Consider the following 18,873-nt stretch of genomic DNA (forward strand, 5'->3'; position numbering starts at 1 on the left):
GTTTTCGGAGAAGAAAATGAAACTGCCAATATATTTTGATTATTCCGCTACTTGCCCTGTAGATCCTCGCGTTGCCGAGAAAATGATGCAGTGCCTAACTATGGAAGGTAACTTCGGTAACCCAGCATCACGCTCTCACCGTTATGGTTGGCAGGCAGAAGAAGCAGTAGATACTGCTCGTGAACATATCGCTGATTTAGTAAATGCAGATCCTCGTGAGATCGTATTTACCTCTGGTGCAACGGAATCTGATAACTTAGCGATTAAAGGTGCGGCACACTTTTATAACAAAAAAGGTAAGCACATTATTACCTGTAAAACTGAACATAAAGCGGTTCTTGACCCATGTCGTCAGCTAGAGCGTGAAGGTTTTGAGGTAACGTACCTTGAGCCTGAATCTAACGGTTTGATTGATTTAGCTAAGCTACGCGATGCTATGCGTGAAGACACAGTTCTAGTTTCAATCATGCACGTGAACAATGAAATTGGTGTGGTTCAAGATATTGCAGCAATCGGTGAACTTTGCCGTGAAAACAAAACAGTTTTTCATGTCGATGCAGCACAGTCAGCAGGTAAATTACCGATTGATGTACAAGCAATGAAAGTTGATTTAATCTCTTTCTCAGCGCATAAAATTTACGGCCCTAAAGGTATTGGCGCACTATATGTTCGTCGTAAGCCTCGTATTCGCCTAGAAGCGCAAATGCATGGTGGTGGTCATGAGCGCGGCTTCCGTTCTGGTACATTACCAACGCATCAAATCGTAGGTATGGGTGAAGCATTCCGTATCGCGAAAGAGGAAATGGATCAAGATTATCAACACGCGGTTAAATTACGCGATCGTTTGTTAATGCGTTTAGAAGGCATTGAAGAAATGTCTATTAACGGTGACTTAGAGCAACGCGTACCCCAAAACTTAAACATTAGCTTTGCTTTTGTGGAAGGCGAATCACTGTTAATGGCATTAAAAGATCTTGCTGTATCATCAGGTTCAGCGTGTACCTCTGCAAGTTTAGAACCTTCTTATGTACTTCGTGCATTAGGTCTTAATGATGAACTAGCACATAGCTCTATTCGTTTCTCATTTGGTCGTTTTACGACGGAAGAAGAAATTGATTATGCAGCAGCCCAAATTAAAGGTGCCGTAGATAAACTACGCGAAATGTCACCACTTTGGGATATGCATAAAGAAGGTATTGATTTAAACACAGTTGAGTGGGCGCACCACTAATCTGCGGCTAGACTGTTTTCGAGGAAATTTATCATGGCATATAGTGAAAAAGTCATCGATCATTATGAAAATCCGCGTAACGTGGGTTCATTTGACAAAGATGATCAAAATGTAGGTAGCGGCATGGTGGGTGCACCAGCATGTGGCGATGTAATGAAACTTCAGATCAAAGTAACTGAAGAAGGCATTATCGAAGATGCAAAATTCAAAACCTACGGTTGTGGTTCTGCAATTGCTTCTAGCTCACTAATCACTGAGTGGGTTAAAGGCAAAACATTAGATGAAGCCGCATCAATCAAGAACTCTGCAATTGCTGAAGAACTTGAGTTACCGCCGGTTAAAGTTCACTGTTCAATTCTTGCAGAAGATGCAATTAAAGCGGCAGTTAGCGATTATAAAAAGAAACACGAGCAAAAATAACTTTCTGAGGTTTGTTGTATGGCCATTACTATCACTGAAGCGGCAGCAAGTCGCGTATCGACTTTTTTAGCCAATCGTGGCAAAGGCCTTGGTTTACGACTAGGTGTTCGCACTTCAGGATGTTCTGGAATGGCTTATATCCTTGAGTTTGTAGATGAACTCGATGAAGGGGATCAGGTCTTCGATGAAAAAGGCGTTAAAATTATCGTTGATGCAAAAAGTTTAGTTTACCTTGATGGAACTGAACTAGATTTTGCCAAAGAAGGCCTAAATGAAGGTTTTCAGTTTAACAACCCTAACGTGTCTAGCGAATGTGGTTGTGGCGAAAGCTTCAACGTATAAACGTTTTTAGTGTTTCAGTTGAACCTGACTGCTAATCGTCTTTGGCGAGTTAGTCGTCAGGTTTAATTTTTATTAATGGTCATAATATGAATCATTTCGAATTATTCGGGTTACCTTTTCAGTTTGAATTGGATAACAGCCTTCTTGCCAGTCAGTTTCGAGAATTACAGCGTCGCTTTCATCCTGATAATTATGCGACAGCGTCCGAACGTGATCGTCTGTTGTCAGTTCAAAAAGCTGCACAAATTAACGATGCATTTCAAACCTTAAAAAATCCGGTATCACGTGCCGAATACATGTTGGCTGAGCGTGATGAAGATATTCGTGGTGAACAAAAAACCTTGCAAGATATGGCTTTTTTAATGCAGCAAATGGAACTGCGCGAAGCATTAGAAGCGATTCCTGATTCATCCGATCCTGAAAGTGCGTTATTTGATTTTGAGCAGCAAGCTTCTGCGATGTATAAAGAACAATTGGCGCAACTTGCTGAGTTATTGAATAATGAACAATGGCTCGAAGCGGCTGATGGCGTACGAAAATTAAAGTTTATTGTAAAATTGCGTGATGAAGTTGAGCGCCTTGAAGAGTCGCTATTCGATTAATCATCCACATGCGTTATTTAGATAGGAATGACAATGGCACTGTTACAGATTGCTGAACCGGGTCAAAGTGCTGCACCGCATCAACACAAGTTGGCGGTGGGTATAGATCTAGGTACAACTAATTCACTTGTTGCTGCAGTACGCAGTGGCGTTGCAGAAACATTAAATGATGCAGAGGGACGTGCGATTTTACCTTCTGTTGTTCATTTCGGTGACAATGAAGTCCTAACCGGTGATGCAGCCCGCGCTTTCGCTCAACAAGATCCAACCAATACTATTTTATCAGTTAAACGTCTAATGGGACGTTCACTGGCTGATATTGAGCAACGTTACCCGCAATTACCATACCAATTTGAAGTATCGGATAATGGATTACCTCAGCTTATTACGCGTAGTGGCAATGTAAACCCTGTTCAGGTATCTGCTGAAATTCTTAAATCATTAAGTCAACGTGCGGTTGATACGCTGGGTGGTGATCTTGAAGGTGTGGTGATTACGGTCCCTGCTTATTTTGATGATGCGCAACGTGCAGGTACAAAAGATGCAGCGAAATTAGCTAACCTTAATGTGCTTCGTTTACTTAATGAACCAACAGCTGCCGCGATTGCCTATGGCTTAGATTCAGGTCAAGAAGGTGTGATTGCCGTCTACGATTTAGGTGGTGGTACGTTTGATATTTCTATTTTACGTCTTTCTAAAGGTGTATTTGAGGTATTAGCGACGGGCGGTGATTCGGCATTAGGTGGTGATGACTTTGATCACTTGTTAGCAACGTGGATCTTAGAACAAGCGGGTTATACTGAGGTACTTACAGCGCAGCAACGTCGTGCGCTACAAGACACGGCACAAGCGGCAAAAGTGGCGTTGACTGATGCTGATAGCGTTGATCTTGATGTCTTAGGTTGGCAAGGTCAGATTAGCCGTGAGCAGTTCGATACACTTATTCAACCATTAGTGAAAAAAACACTGATGGCGTGTCGCCGTGCATTAAAAGATGCTGATATAACCACTGATGAAGTCATTGAAACAGTGATGGTTGGTGGTTCAACACGCGTACCATTGGTTCGGGATATGGTCGGCAACTACTTCGGTAAAACACCGTTAACCTCTATCGATCCTGATGAAGTTGTTGCGATTGGTGCTGCTATTCAAGCTGACATTTTGGTGGGCAATAAGCCTGATTCTGATATGTTATTGCTTGATGTGATCCCACTGTCACTAGGTATTGAAACGATGGGAGGCATGATTGAGAAAATTATTCCTCGTAATACGACGATTCCTGTTGCTCGTGCACAAGAGTTTACCACGTTTAAAGATGGTCAAACGGCAATGTCCGTTCACGTTGTACAAGGTGAGCGTGAAATGGTCAGTGATTGTCGTTCACTAGCACGATTTACCCTACGTGGTATTCCTGCGATGGCTGCGGGTGCTGCTCATATTCGTGTCACTTACCAAGTTGATGCTGATGGTTTATTGTCAGTAACAGCAATGGAAAAGAGTAGTGGCGTACAGTCTTCTATCCAAGTTAAACCATCGTATGGCTTATCTGAAGATGAAATTGCGACTATGCTTCGTGATTCAATGACCTATGCACAAGATGATAAAGATGCACGTGCATTGGCAGAACAGCAAGTGGAAGCAGATCGTGTTTTAGAAGGGTTAATCGCAGCACTTGCCGCTGATGGTGATACCTTATTGAGCACACAAGAGCGTGCCGAATTAGAAACAGTAATGATGGAACTAGTTCAATTGCGTCAGGGATCAGATTCTCGCGCTATTGAAGCTGGAATTAAGAAAACAGATAAAGCGAGCCAAGAATTTGCTTCTCGTCGAATGGATAAGTCTATTCGTCAAGCATTGGCTGGCCAATCTATTGATGAGGTTTAAGCATGCCTAAGATTGTTGTACTTCCCCACGAAGAGCTATGCCCTGAAGGTGCAGTATTAGAAGCAGAGTCAGGTGAGACAGTGCTTGATGTTGCACTACGTAATGGTATTGGAATTGAACATGCGTGTGAAAAGTCTTGTGCATGTACTACGTGTCACGTTGTGATTCGTGAAGGTTTTGATTCATTAAATGAAAGTGATGAACTAGAAGATGACATGCTTGATAAAGCATGGGGGCTAGAGCCTGAATCACGTCTAGGTTGTCAGGCTCGAGTCGCTGATGAAGATTTAGTGGTTGAAATTCCACGCTATACGCTAAATCTTGCCTCTGAGGCTGCGCACTAATTATAAAAAAAGGTTACCATTAGGTAGCCTTTTTTTTCATCTCAGCGTTGTTATTATTATATCTGTCAATATATAAGAGGGTATTTCGATGAGCTTGAAATGGATTGATTCGCTCGATATTGCTATTGAGCTTTGTGAACAGCACCCTGATGTTGATCCCAAAACAATTCGCTTTACTGATCTTAGTGAATGGGTGCAAGCATTGGATGATTTTGATGATGATCCTAACCACTGCAGTGAAAGAGTGTTAGAAGCCATTCAAATGTGTTGGATTGAAGAAGCAGACGAATAAACGGTTGTAATAGAGTAAGCATCTAATTGATTGTCGAAACAATTGAATTAGGTGCTTTTTTTGTTTTTATTCGTAGATAAATATTTTAAATCTAATTGCAATCAGCGGACTTTACCCCCATAACTATTTATCTATAACGCATGTATTTGTTTAACACTGCGCAGTTGCTACATTCAAGGAGTTTTTAATGTCGACTATCATGGCTGTTTCTCTCACCCAACAAGCAGCGAATGCACAATGGGGTGCCAATGCCTTACTTAGCTTTAGTGCTGAAGGTGCTGTTATTCATTTAATGGAAAATGAGCAACTTGCTAATATCCAACGCGCAGCCCGTCGTTTAGATACCCAGGGTATCAAACAGGTAGAACTTTCAGGTGAAGGCTGGGATTTAGATCGAACGTGGGCATTTATCCAAGGACATCGTACATCTAAGCCTGGTAACAGTGTGGTTTGGTCGGCGTTAAATGAGACAGATGAAGCGGAATTACAAGCACGAATCAAAGCGACTGAGTGGGTACGTGAAATTATTAACCAGCCAGCAGATGTAGTGCGCCCGTCACAGTTAGCGACACGTGCTGGTGAATTTATTAAATCGTTAGCACCAGAACATGTAACTTATAAGATCATCAAAGGCAATGATTTATTGGATGAAGGTTGGAACGGTATCCATGCTGTAGGTCGTGGCTCTGAGCATCGTCCAGCCATGCTTCGCCTAGATTATAATCCAACAGGTGATGCTAATGCGCCAGTGTTTGCATGTTTAGTTGGTAAAGGGATCACATTTGATTCCGGTGGCTACAGTATAAAACCCTCAGCGGGTATGACGGCGATGAAAGCCGATATGGGTGGGGCAGCATTAGCGACCGGTGGTTTAGCATTAGCGATGGCACGAGGTTTAAACAAGCGTATTAAGCTGGTGCTATGTTGTGCTGAAAATATGATCTCAGGTCGTGCATTAAAACTTGGCGATATCATTAAATATAAAAACGGTACGACAGTCGAGATTTTAAACACGGATGCCGAAGGACGTTTAGTCTTGGCTGATGGTTTAATTTACGCGAACAGTCAAAACCCTGAATTAGTGATTGATTGTGCAACATTAACAGGTGCAGCCAAAATGGCGCTTGGTAATGATTACCATGCGTTACTAAGCTTTGATGCGGAATTGTCTCATACTGCATTAACAGCAGCGGCAGAAGAAAATGAAGGTATGTGGCCGTTACCACTTGCCGATCTTCACCGTAACATGTTGCCATCAAATTATGCCGATCTTGCCAATATCTCAAGTGGTGATTTTATGCCTGGGGCAAGTACTGCAGCAGCATTCCTTTCTTACTTCGTTGATGATTATAAAAAAGGCTGGATGCACATTGATGCCAGCGGTACCTTCCGTAAAAGTGCTAATGATCAGTGGTCAGCTGGTGCAACAGGTATGGGTGTAAGAACACTTGCAAACATCCTAACTAAATAAGTTCCGTTTCAAAATTAAAAGCCTTCTTACGATAAGAAGGCTTTTTGCATTATCAGAATAAGAAAGGAAGACTTCATTATGCTCAATGTTTATTTATCAACTGAAGAGTCCAACGGTCCTTGGGGATTAAATTCGCTACTAAGCTATCAATCAGATAGCGCGACGGTTCATTATCGCAGTGATTTTCCATTACGTCGTATTCAGCAGGCTGGTCGTCAAATTCAATCACAAGGTGCACAAGCTGTACGTTTAGTGGGTGACGGTTGGAATTATGAGCGTCAATGGGCGTTTTACTGTGGTTTTGCAGCAACGATTACACCAGTAGAAATTCAATGGGCCTCCATTGATGAAGATGAATTAGAGCTGTTAAATGCTCGTCGTCATTGCTCTGACTGGCTACGTAAAACAGTTAACGCGACACCTGAAGAGATGTCACCTGAGAAGTTAGCCCATGAAGCAACTTGTTTTCTAAAAAAAATCGGTGGTGACAATATTCATGCACAACAAATTGTGGGCGATGAACTATTAGCTGATGGTTGGGTAGGAATATACAATGTTGGTCGCGGTAGTGTGCGACCACCTGTAATGCTTGAAGTGGATTACAATCCTACTGGCGATCCAGAAGCGCCAGTATCGGCTTGTTTAGTCGGTAAAGGGATCACCTTTGATTCTGGTGGCTACAGTTTAAAACCTAGCGCAGGCATGGTTGCGATGAAGTGCGATATGGGTGGGGCTGCAACGGTTACTGCGGCATTAGGTTATGCGATAGAGCAAGGGCTAGGTCAACGTGTGAAGTTGATCCTATGCTGTGCTGAAAACCTCGTATCAGGTAACGCTTATAAGCTTGGTGATGTGCTAAGTTATAAAAATGGTGTTACGGTGGAAATAGTTAACACTGATGCTGAAGGGCGCTTAGTGTTAGCTGATGGTTTAATTGCAGCTTCTGCGACAGGCGCACCACTGATTATTGATGCTGCGACGTTAACAGGCGCAGCAATGGTTGCAGTAGGTAGCGACTATAATGCAATTTTTGGTTTAGATAAGCCATTATTACAACAAGCACAGCAGTTATCCGAGCTAGTAAATGAGCCCGCATGGCCATTACCATTAGAAAAATGGCATCAGGAATATTGCCCGTCACCTTATGCTGACACCGCGAATAGCCGTGTACAAAAAGGTGGTGGTATGGGAGGCGCATCCAATGCCGCAGCGTTTTTGTCCCGCTTTGTTGACACTGAAAATAGTCGTTGGATCCATTTTGATTTAGCGGCATGTTTCCGTGATGGCGGAGATCCGCGTTGGGCTGCTGGCGCGACAGGGTTAGGTCTTGCTAATATTGCAGGTTTGTTGCTGTAACTTAAATTCATGAATTTGTTTTTGGCTCGCAGAAAGCAATAAGACTCAAAAGGAAAATATAATAATGACAATCGAAAGAACTTTCTCAATTGTAAAACCAGATGCGGTTAAACGTAATTTGATTGGTGCAATCTATCAGCGTTTTGAAAATGCAGGTTTGAATATTGTTGCGGCTAAAATGTTGCATTTAGACAGTGCGAAAGCGCAAGGTTTTTATGCAGAGCATGAAGGTAAACCTTTCTTTGATGATTTAGTGGCATTTATGACATCAGGTCCTGTCATGGTTCAAGTACTTGAAGGTGAAAATGCGATTACACGTTACCGTGAGTTGATGGGTAAAACTAACCCTGAAGAAGCGGCTTGTGGCACTATCCGTAGTGACTTTGCATTAAGTATGCGTCATAACTCAGTACATGGTTCAGATAGTCCTGAATCTGCTGCGCGTGAAATTGCATACTTCTTTGCTGAAGATGAAATTTGCCCACGAGGTGAATAAAGGTTTTAATTTTATGAGTATTCAGTGAGTGGTATTAATGCGAAGCACTGAAAAAATAGATTAATCATATTATTAACGGGAAGTATTGACTTCCCGTTGTTGTATCTAGCGTTTTGAAATTGGCAACACTAAAATAACCATAGAGTCTAGGTGTGGAAACCATGCCATAAAGTCTGTACAATTTCGCGCCTTAAACCCGAGATAACTAAGCCATCGATAGAGCTTGGTTATTAAGGCGCAGCAATAGTCATTTTTAGTGAGGCACCAACCGATGACAACTGTCAAAATCAATCTGCTGGATTTCGATCGCAAAGGTCTGCGTAAATACTTTGCCGAAGAACTTAATGAGAAGCCATTCCGTGCAGATCAGATCATGAAATGGATTTATCATTTCGGTTGTGATGACTTCGATCAAATGACCAATATTAATAAAAAATTACGTGAAAAATTAAAGCGTGTCGCTGAAATTCGTGCGCCGCATGTATCTGAAGCTCAGTACTCAACGGATGGTACGATTAAATGGGCGATGCGTGTTGGCGATCAAGATGTTGAAACCGTTTATATTCCTGATGAAGATCGCGCGACTTTATGTGTTTCTTCACAAGTTGGCTGTGCATTAGAATGTAAGTTCTGTTCAACAGCACAACAAGGCTTCAACCGTAACTTACGTGTATCAGAAATTATTGGTCAGGTATGGCGTGCTGCAAAAGAAGTCGGTATTCAAAAAGACACCGGTCGTCGTCCAATCACCAACATCGTAATGATGGGAATGGGTGAGCCATTATTGAACATGAAAAACCTGATCCCTGCATTAGAAATCATGCTTGATGATTTAGGTTTTGGTTTATCTAAGCGTCGCGTTACAGTTTCAACCTCGGGTGTTGTATCAGGCCTTGAGCAAATGATTGATACAATTGATGTTGCTTTAGCTATTTCATTGCATGCACCAACGGATGAGCTGCGCTCTCAAATCATGCCAATCAATGATCGTTGGAATATTGAAACATTTTTAGATGTTGTTCGTCGTTATGTGAATTCAACGAATGCGAACCGTGGTCGAGTAACGGTAGAATACGTATTGTTAGATCATGTTAATGATGACATGGAGCATGCTCGTCAATTAGCGAAAGTATTAAAAGATACGCCAGCAAAAATTAACTTAATTCCGTTTAACCCGTACCCTGGCTCACCATATAAAAAGCCAAGTAATTCTCGTATTGATCGTTTTATGAAAACACTGATGGAATACGATTTCACAGTAACGGTTCGTAAGACTCGTGGTGATGATATTGATGCGGCTTGTGGTCAGTTAGTCGGGGATGTTATTGACCGTACTAAGCGTACCCAAGCAAAATTGAATACGGGTGAACAAATTGCAGTAAAAGCGGTCTAAAATCAGGCTACTATAAATAACTGCGCAATTTCACATGGATGTTGAGGTGAGCGAAAATGGTACGATGGAGCGTGTATCCACTGTTGTCATGCCTATTATTTACAGGCTGTGCCACAGTTGATGTGGTCGATAATGGTAAAGAATTTGATGCCAAAGCAGCCTCAGAAGCGAGATTGAACCTAGGGCTAAATTATTTAAAAGATGGTCAGTGGGAGCGTGCACGAGAAAATTTGGAAATAGCATTAAGGTATGATCCTAATTACTACCGTGCACAAATTTCAATGGCTTATTATTATCAAAAAGTTGGTGAAAAAGACGCTGCAGAGAAAATGTACCGAAAAGCATTAAAACATTCGCCTAAAAATGGCGATGTTTTGAATAACTATGGTGTATTCTTGTGTAGTGAAGGACGCTATGATGAAGCCATTGCCGCTTTTGTTAAAGCGATTGAACAACCTTATTATTATCTGATTTCGGCAAGTTATGAAAATGCAGGCTTATGTAGTCGTAAACAAGGTAATTTAGAAGCAGCGACGGGTTATTTTGAAAATGCGCTTTCCCATGACCCGTACCGACCGAGATCTATGTTGCAACTGGCGCAAGTTGAAATTGAATCTAACAATTTTAAAGATGCTCGCGTACAGTTATTCAAATTTAATAAGAGATATGGGTACACAGCAGACAGTTTGTGGTTGCTCATTCAGTTGGAAAGACAAGCTGGACGTTTAACGCAGTCAAAAAAATACGCTATTTTGCTGAAAGAGAAATACCCAGATTCTCTGCAATATCAGAATTATTTGGCCAATGAATACTGAAAATAATGAAGAACAAAAAATAACAGAAGGAACACAGCTTCCAGGTGACGTACTCCGTCAAGCTAGAGAGCAACTAGGCTATTCACAAAAGGATATTGCGAACCGTTTGAGGTTGCGACTTTCTGTTATTGATAACATAGAAAATAATCGATTTGACCAAGCCCAATTAGCCACGTTTACACGTGGCTATGTGCGTTCATATGCAAAATATGTCGGTTTGGAAGAAGAAGCTGTATTAGCCTTGCTTGACAAATGTGGACACACCAAGCCAAAAGCGCAAGAAATGCAAAGCTTTTCACGTCGAACGAAACGTGAAGCACATGATAGTCGCATTATGGGATTAACATGGATTCTTGCTGCTGTTTTTGTTGGTGTAACCGCTGTTTGGTGGTGGCAAAATATTCATTTAGAACAAGCGCCAGTTGCTACAACAACTACAGCAGATCAAACCGCGGCTCATGAAAAGCAAGAGCAGGGTTCTGATGAAACGATAGTAACGACATTAAATGGTGATGATGCATCAATTAGTGCGACTCAACCAGCAACAGTCGATACCGATGTGGATCACTCAGCATCAACTAGTACAGAACAAAAAAACGCCGCATCGACAACATCTGCTGATGCTGTGACAGATTCATCTCCAACAACCGCATCGACGGCTGCAACGGGTACTACAGCGGAAGTGTCAACAACGCCTGCTGAGAATGCTGAAACAGCCGCAACATCAGTATCAACAGCCACTGATACAACTGCTAATGCTGAAACAATAGCGAATGTAACACCTGTCGTTGATGCAACTGCACCACAGTTACAGTTAAAGTTTTCAGCTGATTGTTGGATAGATGTGCGTGATGCAACGGGTAAACAATTAGAGTCTGGTATCAAGAAAGCTGGTCAAGTATTAGATTTAGAAGGTAAAGCACCATTTCGTGTTCGACTTGGTGCACCTGGTGCCGTTAAAATTAATATTAAAGGTCAACCTTTTGATTTAAGTCGTTACTCCGCGTCTAAGCCAGTAACACTTAAGCTACCGCAGTAATGTAGAGAAAGAGCAATGCATAACGAATCACCAATTATACGCCGTCAATCGAGCCGAATTTATGTCGGTAATGTTCCTATTGGCGATGGTGCACCTATCGCCGTTCAGTCGATGACCAATACTCGTACAACAGATATCGAAGCGACTGTTGCACAGATCAAGGCATTAGAAAAAGTTGGTGCTGATATTGTACGTGTCTCTGTACCAACGATGGATGCCGCGGAAGCTTTTAAATTGATCAAGCAACAAGTGAATATTCCGCTGGTTGCTGATATTCATTTTGATTACCGCATTGCACTTAAAGTGGCAGAATACGGTGTGGATTGTTTACGTATTAACCCTGGTAATATTGGTCGTGAAGATCGTATTCGCTCTGTGGTTGAATGTGCTCGTGATAAAAACATTCCTATCCGTATTGGCGTAAATGGAGGCTCTCTTGAAAAAGAGATCCAGCAAAAATACGGTGAACCGACACCTGAAGCTTTGGTCGAGTCAGCAATGCGTCATGTGGAAATATTAGACCGTTTGAACTTTGACCAATTTAAAGTCAGCGTAAAAGCGTCAGATGTTTTCCTTGCTGTTGAGTCATACCGTCAGCTTGCGAAGCAAATTATTCAACCCCTTCACCTTGGTATTACCGAAGCGGGTGGTGCTCGTGCTGGCTCGGTTAAATCAGCCGTAGGTTTAGGCATGCTTCTATCAGAAGGTATTGGTGATACGTTACGTATCTCGCTTGCAGCTGATCCTGTTGAAGAAATCAAAGTTGGTTTTGATATATTAAAATCATTACGCATTCGTTCTCGTGGCATCAACTTTATTGCTTGTCCAACATGTTCACGTCAAGAGTTCGATGTTATCGGTACGGTAAACGAGTTAGAACAACGTTTAGAAGATATCGTTGTTCCAATGGATGTTTCAGTGATTGGTTGTGTGGTTAATGGCCCTGGTGAAGCAGAAGCGTCTCACTTAGGCATTGCTGGCGGTAACCGTAAGAGTGCTTTTTATGAAGACGGTATTCGTCAAAAAGAGCGATTTGATAACGACAATGTGATTGATCAGCTTGAGAGTAAAATTCGAGCAAAGGCATCAATGTTAGATCAAAACAACCGCATTGATGTAAAACAACAAGATATATAATCAAAAAACCATGCTCATATCGGTGAGCATGGTTCACTATTTCAAAAAGAAATTATATATTCGATTCTAATACCCAGCGGTTAACGAGAATAAACGTGGCGAAACAAATTCAAGCAATTCGAGGCATGAACGATTGCCTTCCAACACAATCTCCACTTTGGCAGAAAGTCGAAGGTACAGTTAAACAAGTGATCAGTGCATACGGTTACAATGAAGTTCGTATGCCGATTGTTGAATCAACACATTTGTTTAAACGTGCTATCGGTGAAGTGACAGACGTTGTTGAAAAGGAAATGTACACTTTTGAAGACCGTAACGGTGATAGCTTAACGCTACGTCCTGAAGGGACTGCGGGATGTGTACGTGCTGGTATTCAAAATGGTTTACTATATAACCAAGAACAGCGTCTTTGGTACATTGGTCCCATGTTCCGTCATGAGCGCCCTCAAAAAGGCCGTTACCGTCAATTCCACCAAGTCGGTGTAGAAGTCTTTGGTCTTAATGGCCCTGATATTGACGCTGAATTGATCATGATGACATCACGTCTATGGCGTGAACTTGGTATTAATGAGCACGTACGTTTAGAGCTAAACTCAATTGGTTCACTAGAAGCGCGTGCAGAATACCGTAAAGCTTTAATCGCATTTTTAGAGCAACACTTAGATGTGCTTGATGAAGATGCAAAACGCCGTATGTATACCAATCCATTACGCGTTTTAGATACTAAGAATGCTGCAATTCAAGAAATTCTAGAAGATGCACCTAAACTTTCAGAGTACTTAGATCCAGAATCTAAAGAACACTTTGCGGGTTTATGTGAACTATTAGACGCTGCTGGCATCAAATATCAAGTAAATGAACGTCTTGTACGTGGTTTAGATTATTATAACCGTACTGTATTTGAGTGGATCACAGAGAGCCTTGGCTCACAAGGTACTGTTTGTGGTGGTGGTCGTTATGATGGTCTAGTTGAACAACTAGGCGGTAAAGCGACACCTTCAGTTGGTTTTGCTATGGGGCTTGAGCGTCTAGTATTACTAATGGAAGCATTAGAAAAAGATGAGGTTCGTCGTTCTGTAGATGTATACATGGTTACAGCAGGTGAAGGCACATTAGCGGCGGGTATTAAGTTAGCTGAAAAACTCCGCACTGAAGTACCAGGTTTACGAGTGATGACTAACTTTGGTGGTGGCAACTTCAAGAAGCAATTTAAGCGTGCTGACAACGTAGGCGCGGCGGTTGCGTTAGTTCTTGGAGAAAATGAAATAGCTGAAAACTCCGTAGTAGTAAAAGACTTACACGGCGGTGAGCAGACGACCATGGCACAGGATGAGGTTGCCGCGAAGCTGGCAGCATTGATTTAAGAGAGGACAGGAAGTGAACGACTACGCCACAGAAGAACAACAGGTTGAAGCGATTAAATCGTGGTGGCAAGAAAACGGCAAAGCCGTTGTTCTATTTGCCGTGATTGGTTTAGGTGGTCTTTGGGGCTGGCGTTATTACCAGTCTGAAGTACATGTTGCAAAACACATTGCATCTGACACCTATACACAAGTTGTTTCTGCGCTTGATGCAAACAGTAAAGACGCAGTCGCTGAAGCAAAAACGTTTATTGATGCGAATAAAGATAGTCAATATGCGGTACTGACAGCACTACAGCTAGCGAAAGTTCAGGTAGATAATAAAGATCTGGACGGTGCGGTTGAGCAACTTCAGTGGGTGATTAATCACACTAAAGATGACGCTATTTTGCCATTGGCAACAACACGTTTAGCTCGTATTTATGCTGAGCAACAAAAATTTGATGAAGCATTAGCTGAACTTAAAAAAGTAACTGTGCCAAGCTGGAAGTCAAAAGTTGCTGAACTGCGTGGTGATATCCTATTACAAAAAGGTGATATCACTGGGGCACGTGAAGCATATGTAGAAGCTCAGCAAGAAGGTTCGTCACCTGCGCTGCAAATGAAACTTGATGATTTAGCGCAATAAGGCAGATGATGATGCAGAAGGTGTTTAAACGTGTTTTGGCCGTTGCTGTTGCAGTAAGCGTGCTATCGGGTTGTGCAAGTGAAGTTGATTCAATTCAAATGGCACCATTGCCAAAGGTTGATAATACTTTCACACCAAAAACAGATTGGAGCCGTAGCGTAGGTAACGGTGTTTCTGGTTATTATTCAAAACTCACTCCCGTTGTTGGGGTCGATAAAGTGTACGTTGCAGATCGTGATGGTTTGATCGAAGCACTGAATCCAGCAAATGGTAAAGTTGAATGGAAAACTGATCTAGAAAAAGACAGCAGCGCGTTGTTGACTGGTGGACTTGTTTTAGGTGATGGTAAACTGTTCGTTGGTACCGCCAATGCAAAAGTCATTGCACTTGATGCAGAGACGGGTAAAGAAGTATGGCGGACCACTGTCGCTGGTGAAGTTCTGTCAAAACCACTTGTTTCTGATGGCTTAGTTGTTGTTAATACCAGTTTGGGTGTGCTACAAGCACTGAATGCTGAAACGGGCGTTTCTAAATGGCAAGTTAGCAATGAAGTTCCAACCTTGACATTACGAGGTGATAGTTCACCTGTTGCCGTTTCTGGTGGTGTGTTTTGGGGTTTAGCGAATGGACGTATAGCTGGCGCATTAATGTCTGATGGACGTATGTTGTGGCAACAATTGATTGCGGCACCAAAAGGTTCAACAGAAATTGATCGTTTAGTTGACGTTGATGCGTCACCAGTTATTGATGGCGATCGTTTATATGCTGTTGGTTATAATGGCACATTAGTATCTATCGATCTTCGTTCTGGTCAGATCGCATGGAAACGTAACTATTCGTCAGCAACTGACTTTGTTATTGATGGTAGTGAGCTATTCTTAGTAACAGCGAAAGATCATATTGTTGCTGTTGATGCGCGTAGTGGTACAGAACTATGGCAGAACACTGATTTACAATATCGCCAGCTAAGTGCGCCTGCTGTGATTGATGGTTATTTAGTTGTGGGTGATGCTGAAGGTTACTTACACTGGCTTGATACCCAAAGTGGCGAGTTTGTTTCTCAAGAATCAGTCGACGGTAGTGGTATTGCTGTACCGCCTGTTGCACTAGACGATAATGGCTTTATTGTTGTAACCCGAGATGGTGAAATCAACAAAATGCAAATACCGCAATAAAACGGTATAATGTCGCTAGATTAATTTGTCGGCTCCAGCTGCGATACGTAGTTGGAGCCGTTGTTGTTATATCCGTTGAATATATTATTGTCGGATGAAGGTTCTCGGAAATGTGAACTGGAGGCAAGAATGAACGGTAAAAATGTCAATAAGACTATGAAAAGTAAGAGGTAGTTATGATTCCTGTTGTTGCCCTAGTCGGGCGCCCGAACGTGGGTAAATCGACGCTATTTAATCGTCTTACTCGCACAAGGGATGCACTTGTTGCTGACTTTCCTGGCTTAACTAGGGATCGTAAATACGGTAGAGCAGAGCTAGAAGAGCATGAATTCATTGTTATCGATACCGGTGGTATTGATGGTACTGAGGAAGGCGTTGAAACAAAAATGGCTGAACAGTCATTAGCAGCGATCGAAGAAGCTGATGTTGTTCTGTTCCTAGTAGATGGTCGTGCTGGTTTAACTGCCGCAGACGAAGCAATTGCTAAGCACTTACGTAGCCGTCAAAAACCAACGTTCCTTGTGGTAAACAAGGTTGATGGTATTGATGCAGATAGTGCTTGTGCTGAATTCTGGCGTTTAGGCGTTGATGCAATGTACCAAATTGCAGCAACTCAAAACCGTGGTGTTACTGCATTGATGGAGCGCGCATTAGCACCGTTCTCTGACAAACTGAATGCAGAGCTTGCAGAAGAAGGTGAAGAGCAAGAACTTCAACTTGAAGATCTCACATCGGTTGAAGATATCGAGAAAGCAAACCTTTCTGAAGCGGATGCAGAAGCTGCTTATAAGCGTCTTCAAGAGCAGCCAATTAAGCTTGCAATTATTGGTCGTCCAAACGTAGGTAAATCAACACTAACAAACCGTATTTTAGGTGAAGAACGTGTTGTTGTTTACGATATGCCAGGAACAACGCGTGACTCTATTTACATTCCAATGGAACGTGATGGTCAAGAGTACGTATTGATCGATACTGCGGGTATCCGTCGTCGTAAGAACATGCACCAAGCGGTTGAGAAATTCTCAGTTATTCAAACGTTAAAAGCGGTTGAAGATGCTAACGTTGTATTGTTGATTATCGATGCTCGTGAAAACATTTCAGATCAAGATCTAAGCTTATTAGGTTTTGCGCTAAATGCAGGCCGTTCATTAGTGATTGCTGTGAACAAGTGGGATGGTTTAGATAACGAAGTGAAAGAGCGTGTTAAGTCTGAACTTGACCGTCGTTTAGGCTTCGTTGACTTTGCGCGTATTCACTTTATTTCAGCACTTCACGGTACCGGTGTTGGTCACTTATATGAGTCAGTGATTGAAGCATACCAGTCTGCAACTAAGCGTATTAGTACTTCGCTACTAACGCGTATTATGCAAATGGCACAAGATGATCACCAGCCACCAATGATCCGTGGTCGTCGTGTGAAGCTTAAGTATGCGCACGCCGGTGGTTATAACCCACCGATCATTGTCGTTCACGGTAACCAAGTTAATGATCTTCCGGGTTCATATAAGCGTTACCTAATGAACTACTACCGTAAGTCATTAGAAATGATGGGGACACCGATTCGCATTCAATTCCAGAATAGCGAAAACCCATTTGAGACTAAAAAGCAGAAGCTAACTGTTTCTCAAGAACGCCAACGTAAACGTCTAACGAATGTACTGCGCGATCGTAAGAAGTAATATTCTACGATAAATAAATACGAAAAAGCCCGATACGTGAACTCTTAGAGTTAAAAGCGTATCGGGCTTTTTGCTATTTATACTTTATCGAATTAATACATCAAAGAGTAAAGCTGACGGCGGTAAGAGGCTGCAATTGGATTGCCTTGACCTAATGCTGCAAGAATATCCATCATGGTTTTCTTTGCATTACCATCTGAGAAGTTCATGTCTTTACGTAAAATTGCAATCAATAACTCTAGCGCTTCTTCATTACGGTTTACTTGGCTGTATTGCACGGCGAGTTCATAACGTAATTCAACATTGTCAGGTTCGGACGCTAGTTTCTGTTCTAGTTGTTGGATCTCTGGCGAGTTACCCGCTTGCTTGTGTAATTCTAATTTAGCGACCAAGCCTTTGTATTGTGCATCCTGATCTTGCATTGGGATTGTCGCAAGAATCGGCTCGGCCTCATCAAATAAAGCGGTTTCAATCAGGCACTCTGCAATAGCGAGTTTTACTAAGCTATCGTTAGGAAGTTGTGCTGACAGTTGACGCAGTAGCGGTAGAGCTTGAGCGTATTCTTTATTATCAACTAATACCAATGCCTGTTTTAATGCCAGCTCTTCTTGACTTGGTAGATGACGAGTTAGCATTTCACGTAATGTTTGCTCTGTTTGTGGCCCTGCAGAGCCATCAGCAGGTTGACCATCTTTAAACAGAGCAACAGTAGGTAAACCACGGACACCGAACTGAGAAGCGACCATTTGTTGGGTTTCACAGTTTAGTGAAGCAAGGATAAATTGTCCTTGGTATTCACGAGCCAGTTTTTCTAGCGTTGCATTCACTTCTAGCGTTTCAGGCATCGATGGCGCCCAAAAACTGATCACAACAGGTGTTTGCATCGATTGCTCGATAACCTGTTGCAGATTTTGTTCATTAATTTCTAGCGCAGTATTTTGGTACATGTAATTCGATCCGTTGACTATTTGAAAGGCTATACCAAATATATGGGGATGAATCGATGTGGATCAAGTTGAGATAATGAAACAGAAATTAGTAAGTGTTTAAAAAACGAGAAAGAACAGTATTAATTACCGAATACCAGCAAAAGCACTAACGTGATACACGCGCATAGTAAGTTAATTTGGCGCAATGTCATATATACACCTTAAACGTAATGAAGAAAGAGCTAAGTTTGATAATTAGCTTAAGTTATGGGATCA

General features: G+C 42.1%; 19 protein-coding genes. 18 read left to right on the top strand and 1 reads right to left on the bottom strand.

Annotated elements, in window-relative coordinates; all coding sequences use genetic code 11:
• The first annotated feature begins 16 nt into the window (after window positions 1-16).
• The 18 genes from C9J45_RS07540 (at window position 17) to der (ending at window position 17,668) form a co-directional block, all read left to right on the top strand.
• Window positions 17-1,231, top strand: coding sequence for an IscS subfamily cysteine desulfurase (locus tag C9J45_RS07540; RefSeq protein ID WP_107247367.1), 1,215 nt, complete (start codon window positions 17-19; stop codon window positions 1,229-1,231).
• Between the two features lie 33 nt (window positions 1,232-1,264).
• Entirely contained in the window at window positions 1,265-1,651 is a 387-nt protein-coding gene (gene iscU, locus C9J45_RS07545) for a Fe-S cluster assembly scaffold IscU (RefSeq protein ID WP_006646316.1), read from the top strand.
• 18 nt (window positions 1,652-1,669) lie between these two features.
• Window positions 1,670-1,993, top strand: a complete 324-nt coding sequence (gene iscA, locus C9J45_RS07550; protein WP_005369297.1) for an iron-sulfur cluster assembly protein IscA — start codon at window positions 1,670-1,672, stop codon at window positions 1,991-1,993.
• An 86-nt stretch (window positions 1,994-2,079) separates the two neighbouring features.
• On the top strand, window positions 2,080-2,595 hold the full coding sequence (hscB, locus tag C9J45_RS07555) for a co-chaperone HscB (protein ID WP_045084323.1): 516 nt from the start codon (window positions 2,080-2,082) through the stop codon (window positions 2,593-2,595).
• A 33-nt stretch (window positions 2,596-2,628) separates the two neighbouring features.
• Window positions 2,629-4,482, top strand: a complete 1,854-nt coding sequence (gene hscA / locus C9J45_RS07560; protein ID WP_107292376.1) for a Fe-S protein assembly chaperone HscA — start codon at window positions 2,629-2,631, stop codon at window positions 4,480-4,482.
• Window positions 4,483-4,484: 2 nt separating this feature from the next.
• Window positions 4,485-4,826 (top strand): ISC system 2Fe-2S type ferredoxin, encoded by a 342-nt coding sequence (gene fdx, locus C9J45_RS07565; RefSeq protein WP_005369292.1) that lies wholly within the window; start codon window positions 4,485-4,487, stop codon window positions 4,824-4,826.
• Window positions 4,827-4,914: 88 nt separating this feature from the next.
• Window positions 4,915-5,118, top strand: a complete 204-nt coding sequence (iscX, locus tag C9J45_RS07570; protein ID WP_107205981.1) for a Fe-S cluster assembly protein IscX — start codon at window positions 4,915-4,917, stop codon at window positions 5,116-5,118.
• A 187-nt stretch (window positions 5,119-5,305) separates the two neighbouring features.
• On the top strand, window positions 5,306-6,589 hold the full coding sequence (gene pepB / locus C9J45_RS07575; protein ID WP_107205982.1) for an aminopeptidase PepB: 1,284 nt from the start codon (window positions 5,306-5,308) through the stop codon (window positions 6,587-6,589).
• Between the two features lie 78 nt (window positions 6,590-6,667).
• On the top strand, window positions 6,668-7,945 hold the full coding sequence (pepB, locus tag C9J45_RS07580; RefSeq protein WP_107205983.1) for an aminopeptidase PepB: 1,278 nt from the start codon (window positions 6,668-6,670) through the stop codon (window positions 7,943-7,945).
• Window positions 7,946-8,009: 64 nt separating this feature from the next.
• Window positions 8,010-8,441 carry a nucleoside-diphosphate kinase gene (gene ndk / locus C9J45_RS07585; protein ID WP_005369284.1) on the top strand — a complete coding sequence of 144 codons (432 nt, stop codon included), beginning with the start codon at window positions 8,010-8,012 and terminating at the stop codon, window positions 8,439-8,441.
• A gap of 271 nt (window positions 8,442-8,712) precedes the next feature.
• Entirely contained in the window at window positions 8,713-9,834 is a 1,122-nt protein-coding gene (locus C9J45_RS07590) for a bifunctional tRNA (adenosine(37)-C2)-methyltransferase TrmG/ribosomal RNA large subunit methyltransferase RlmN (protein WP_045148230.1), read from the top strand.
• 56 nt (window positions 9,835-9,890) lie between these two features.
• Window positions 9,891-10,649, top strand: coding sequence for a type IV pilus biogenesis/stability protein PilW (gene pilW / locus C9J45_RS07595; RefSeq protein ID WP_107205984.1), 759 nt, complete (start codon window positions 9,891-9,893; stop codon window positions 10,647-10,649).
• Window positions 10,639-11,688, top strand: a complete 1,050-nt coding sequence (rodZ, locus tag C9J45_RS07600) for a cytoskeleton protein RodZ (RefSeq protein ID WP_107205985.1) — start codon at window positions 10,639-10,641, stop codon at window positions 11,686-11,688. The genes pilW and rodZ overlap by 11 nt, the downstream gene beginning before the upstream one ends.
• A gap of 15 nt (window positions 11,689-11,703) precedes the next feature.
• Window positions 11,704-12,825 carry a flavodoxin-dependent (E)-4-hydroxy-3-methylbut-2-enyl-diphosphate synthase gene (gene ispG / locus C9J45_RS07605; RefSeq protein ID WP_107205986.1) on the top strand — a complete coding sequence of 374 codons (1,122 nt, stop codon included), beginning with the start codon at window positions 11,704-11,706 and terminating at the stop codon, window positions 12,823-12,825.
• 95 nt (window positions 12,826-12,920) lie between these two features.
• Entirely contained in the window at window positions 12,921-14,189 is a 1,269-nt protein-coding gene (hisS, locus tag C9J45_RS07610; RefSeq protein WP_107292377.1) for a histidine--tRNA ligase, read from the top strand.
• A 13-nt stretch (window positions 14,190-14,202) separates the two neighbouring features.
• A complete protein-coding gene (locus C9J45_RS07615) occupies window positions 14,203-14,814 on the top strand; it encodes a YfgM family protein (protein ID WP_107292378.1) in 612 nt (203 codons plus the stop codon).
• Window positions 14,815-14,825: 11 nt separating this feature from the next.
• Complete coding sequence (bamB, locus tag C9J45_RS07620; protein WP_107292379.1) at window positions 14,826-15,989, top strand: outer membrane protein assembly factor BamB; 1,164 nt, start codon at window positions 14,826-14,828, stop codon at window positions 15,987-15,989.
• 176 nt (window positions 15,990-16,165) lie between these two features.
• Complete coding sequence (der, locus tag C9J45_RS07625; protein ID WP_107205990.1) at window positions 16,166-17,668, top strand: ribosome biogenesis GTPase Der; 1,503 nt, start codon at window positions 16,166-16,168, stop codon at window positions 17,666-17,668.
• A gap of 92 nt (window positions 17,669-17,760) precedes the next feature.
• Here the strand turns inward: der and C9J45_RS07630 are convergent, their stop codons facing one another.
• Window positions 17,761-18,615 carry a co-chaperone YbbN gene (locus C9J45_RS07630; protein ID WP_107205991.1) on the bottom strand — a complete coding sequence of 285 codons (855 nt, stop codon included), beginning with the start codon at window positions 18,613-18,615 and terminating at the stop codon, window positions 17,761-17,763.
• Between the last annotated feature and the right edge of the window lie 258 nt (window positions 18,616-18,873).

The organism is Photobacterium sp. GB-1, from assembly GCF_003026165.1.
GTDB lineage: Bacteria > Pseudomonadota > Gammaproteobacteria > Enterobacterales > Vibrionaceae > Photobacterium.

Excerpts from the sequence above, each read along its gene's own strand:
- C9J45_RS07540 (WP_107247367.1), top strand. The coding sequence starts at position 17 with ATGAAACTGCCAATATATTTTGATTATTCCGCTACTTGCCCTGTAGAT.
- iscU (WP_006646316.1), top strand. The coding sequence starts at position 1,265 with ATGGCATATAGTGAAAAAGTCATCGATCATTATGAAAATCCGCGTAAC.
- iscA (WP_005369297.1), top strand. The coding sequence starts at position 1,670 with ATGGCCATTACTATCACTGAAGCGGCAGCAAGTCGCGTATCGACTTTT.
- hscB (WP_045084323.1), top strand. The coding sequence starts at position 2,080 with ATGAATCATTTCGAATTATTCGGGTTACCTTTTCAGTTTGAATTGGAT.
- hscA (WP_107292376.1), top strand. The coding sequence starts at position 2,629 with ATGGCACTGTTACAGATTGCTGAACCGGGTCAAAGTGCTGCACCGCAT.
- fdx (WP_005369292.1), top strand. The coding sequence starts at position 4,485 with ATGCCTAAGATTGTTGTACTTCCCCACGAAGAGCTATGCCCTGAAGGT.
- iscX (WP_107205981.1), top strand. The coding sequence starts at position 4,915 with ATGAGCTTGAAATGGATTGATTCGCTCGATATTGCTATTGAGCTTTGT.
- pepB (WP_107205982.1), top strand. The coding sequence starts at position 5,306 with ATGTCGACTATCATGGCTGTTTCTCTCACCCAACAAGCAGCGAATGCA.
- pepB (WP_107205983.1), top strand. The coding sequence starts at position 6,668 with ATGCTCAATGTTTATTTATCAACTGAAGAGTCCAACGGTCCTTGGGGA.
- ndk (WP_005369284.1), top strand. The coding sequence starts at position 8,010 with ATGACAATCGAAAGAACTTTCTCAATTGTAAAACCAGATGCGGTTAAA.
- C9J45_RS07590 (WP_045148230.1), top strand. The coding sequence starts at position 8,713 with ATGACAACTGTCAAAATCAATCTGCTGGATTTCGATCGCAAAGGTCTG.
- pilW (WP_107205984.1), top strand. The coding sequence starts at position 9,891 with ATGGTACGATGGAGCGTGTATCCACTGTTGTCATGCCTATTATTTACA.
- rodZ (WP_107205985.1), top strand. The coding sequence starts at position 10,639 with ATGAATACTGAAAATAATGAAGAACAAAAAATAACAGAAGGAACACAG.
- ispG (WP_107205986.1), top strand. The coding sequence starts at position 11,704 with ATGCATAACGAATCACCAATTATACGCCGTCAATCGAGCCGAATTTAT.
- bamB (WP_107292379.1), top strand. The coding sequence starts at position 14,826 with ATGCAGAAGGTGTTTAAACGTGTTTTGGCCGTTGCTGTTGCAGTAAGC.
- der (WP_107205990.1), top strand. The coding sequence starts at position 16,166 with ATGATTCCTGTTGTTGCCCTAGTCGGGCGCCCGAACGTGGGTAAATCG.
- C9J45_RS07630 (WP_107205991.1), bottom strand. The coding sequence starts at position 18,615 with ATGTACCAAAATACTGCGCTAGAAATTAATGAACAAAATCTGCAACAG.